The sequence below is a fragment of the Corallococcus sp. 4LFB genome (genome assembly GCF_046520365.1).
GTDB lineage: Bacteria > Myxococcota > Myxococcia > Myxococcales > Myxococcaceae > Corallococcus > Corallococcus caeni.
Map to the genome: position 1 here is coordinate 1 of NZ_JBKGHJ010000809.1, position 2,431 is coordinate 2,431.

The window sequence follows — 2,431 nt, forward strand, 5'->3', positions numbered from 1 at the left end:
CGCCCGCGCCGCTGAAGGCCCCGGACGCGGTGCCGCTCGACAAGCCGCCCGAGGCTGAGAAGGAAGTCGTCGCCGCGGCGCCCATGGCCGTCGGTGGCATCGGCACGCTCGTCCCTGGCGGTGTGGTGGGTGGCACCGGCAGCGGCGAGGGCATGGCCATTGGCGGTGGCCGCGCGCAGCCCATCAACCTGCCGGAGACGGGCACGCCGCCGGAGCCGCTGGCCGCGAACCTCCTCCCCGAATACCCGTCCGACGCCCGCTCCAAGGGCCTGGAGGGGCTGGTCATCCTCAAGGGCGTCGTCGAGGTCGACGGCCGCGTCACCGGCCTCAAGGTGATGCGCGGCGATGAGCCCTTCGCCAGCGCCGCGCTGGCCGCCGTGCGCACGTGGCGCTTCAAGCCCGCCGTCGTCTCCGGTCAGCCGACCGCCGTCTTCCGCATCTTCAAGGTCCCCTTCCGCCTCAAGTCCTGACGCCTTCCTTCCCCTCCCGGAAAGCCACCGCCATGAACTTCAATCTCAAGGAAATCTACGCGCACATGGGCGTCTTCGCCCTGGGCATCGCCTGGACGCTGGTCGCCTTCGCGGTCGCGTCGCTGGCGGTCTTCTTCGAGCGCCTGTTCGTCTTCTTCCGCTCGCGCGTCGCGTCCCGCCAGTTCGCGGGCCGCGCCGGTCCGCTGCTCGCGCAGCAGCAGCACGACGCGCTGGTGAAGGAGGCGGACGGCAACAAGAGCAGCCACCTGGCGATGATGCTGGGCGGCGGCATGAAGACGTTCCTCGCGAAGTCCCGCGCTCCCGCCGGCAAGCTGGGCGCCGTGGAGCTCACGCGCCGCGACCTGGTGCGCATCAACGAGCGCATCACCGCGGACGTGCGCCGGGGCATGTCGGTGCTGGCCACGGTGGGGTCGGTGGCGCCGTTCGTCGGTCTGCTCGGCACGGTGGTGGGCATCATCGAGGCCTTCGCCGGCATCGCGAAGGAGGGCTCCGGTGGCCTGGGCGCGGTGTCCGCCGGCATCGCGGAGGCGCTCGTCGTCACCGCGCTGGGCCTGCTGGTCGCCATCCCCGCGGTGCTGATGTTCAACTTCCTGTCCACCCGCGCGGACGCGCTGCTGCTGTCCCTGGAGCAGGCCCGCAGCGAGTTCATGGACCACCTGGAGGACATGGCCGGCGACAAGCGCGCGGTGGCGGGCCACGCGGCCGCGCACGCGACGGGCTCCGACGTCGTCTCCACGCGGACCGAGGCGGGCGATGTCGGCCACGCGTAGGAGCCTCACGCCGGAGATGAACGTGACGCCGCTGGTGGACGTGGTGCTCGTCCTCCTGATCATCTTCATGGTCGTCACGCCGCAGCTGGAGGCCAGCGCCGCGGTGGAGCTGCCCGCGGCGATGAACCCGGATCCGGAGAACAAGAACCTGGAGCCCACCACGGTGAGCCTGGCGTCCAACGGGGCGTTCTACCTGGACCGCAAGCAGCTGACCCGGGACGCGCTGGTGGTGGAGCTCAAGGCGCTGCACCAGGCGAAGCCGGACGCGCCCGTGGTGCTCAAGGCGGACCGGGGCGTGGCGTACGCGCAGGTGCGCGGCGTGTTCAAGGCGATGCAGGACATTGGCTTTCCGGGCATCAGTCTCCAGGTCATCGACCGGAAGAAGCAGTAAGGGGAGGCACGCGCCATGGCTTTCGACGTCGGTGGCAACAAGGGCGGCGGTGTCCGCCCCACGATGAACGTGACGCCCCTGGTGGACGTGGTGTTGGTCCTGCTCATCATCTTCATGGTGGTCACGCCGCTGATGACCAAGAACCTGTGGATGAACGTGCCCGCGAAGCCGGACAAGAAGGAGGAGGCCACGCCTCCGCCGCCGGACGCGAAGCCGCCCGTGGTGCTCACGGTGGACAAGGCCGGAACGCTGCGCATCAACCGCGAAGAGGTGCCGCGCGACCAGGTGGTGGCGCGGCTGCAGCGGATGCTGAACGCGCGCGCGGACAAGATCGTCTTCTTCGACGCGAGCGACGCGGTGCCGTACGGCAGTGCCATGGAAGTGCTGGACCTGGCGCGGGGCGGGAACATCACCGTCGCCGTGCTGCCGGACCGGCTCGCGGACTGAGCGCGAGCCTCGTGTGTCCCCGCGCGCGGTGTGCGCCGCGCGCGGTTCGTGACGCCGAGTTTTCCCGCCGCCGCCACAGACGTCACAAACCCTTCATCCCAATGCCACGGGCGTCGCGTTGAGTGCGCGTCGCTGTCGGCAAGGAGAGCCGTGTTGTCTCGTTCGAACTTCGTGCGCGCCTTCGTGGCGTCACTCGTGCTCATCACCCTGCCTGCCTTCGCGCAGGCGCCCGGCGCGGACTCCACCGCGCCCGCCGCTCCTTCGCCCTCCGCCTCTCCCGGCCAGCAGCCCGCCGGAGCGCTTCCGCCTCCGCCGGCTCGCAAGGTGGATCC

The 2,431-nt window shown here is 70.5% G+C and carries 4 protein-coding genes; all 4 read left to right on the forward strand.

The window, feature by feature from the left end; genetic code table 11:
• The coding region (locus ACLEQD_RS41400; RefSeq protein WP_410391415.1) for an energy transducer TonB at positions 1–470 on the forward strand (470 nt) is incomplete at its 5' end.
• A gap of 32 nt (positions 471–502) precedes the next feature.
• Positions 503–1,261: a MotA/TolQ/ExbB proton channel family protein gene (locus tag ACLEQD_RS41405; RefSeq protein ID WP_410391416.1), complete on the forward strand. Its 759-nt coding sequence runs from the start codon at positions 503–505 to the stop codon at positions 1,259–1,261.
• Complete coding sequence (locus ACLEQD_RS41410) at positions 1,245–1,652, forward strand: ExbD/TolR family protein (protein WP_410391417.1); 408 nt, start codon at positions 1,245–1,247, stop codon at positions 1,650–1,652. The genes ACLEQD_RS41405 and ACLEQD_RS41410 overlap by 17 nt, the downstream gene beginning before the upstream one ends.
• Positions 1,653–1,667: 15 nt before the next feature.
• Positions 1,668–2,099 carry an ExbD/TolR family protein gene (locus ACLEQD_RS41415; protein WP_410391418.1) on the forward strand — a complete coding sequence of 144 codons (432 nt, stop codon included), beginning with the start codon at positions 1,668–1,670 and terminating at the stop codon, positions 2,097–2,099.
• The last annotated feature ends 332 nt before the right edge of the window (positions 2,100–2,431 follow it).

What these genes read in the sequence shown, in the direction of transcription:
- ACLEQD_RS41410 (WP_410391417.1), top strand. Translation starts at nt 1,245, where the DNA reads ATGTCGGCCACGCGTAGGAGCCTCACGCCGGAGATGAACGTGACGCCG.
- ACLEQD_RS41415 (WP_410391418.1), top strand. Translation starts at nt 1,668, where the DNA reads ATGGCTTTCGACGTCGGTGGCAACAAGGGCGGCGGTGTCCGCCCCACG.
- ACLEQD_RS41405 (WP_410391416.1), top strand. Translation starts at nt 503, where the DNA reads ATGAACTTCAATCTCAAGGAAATCTACGCGCACATGGGCGTCTTCGCC.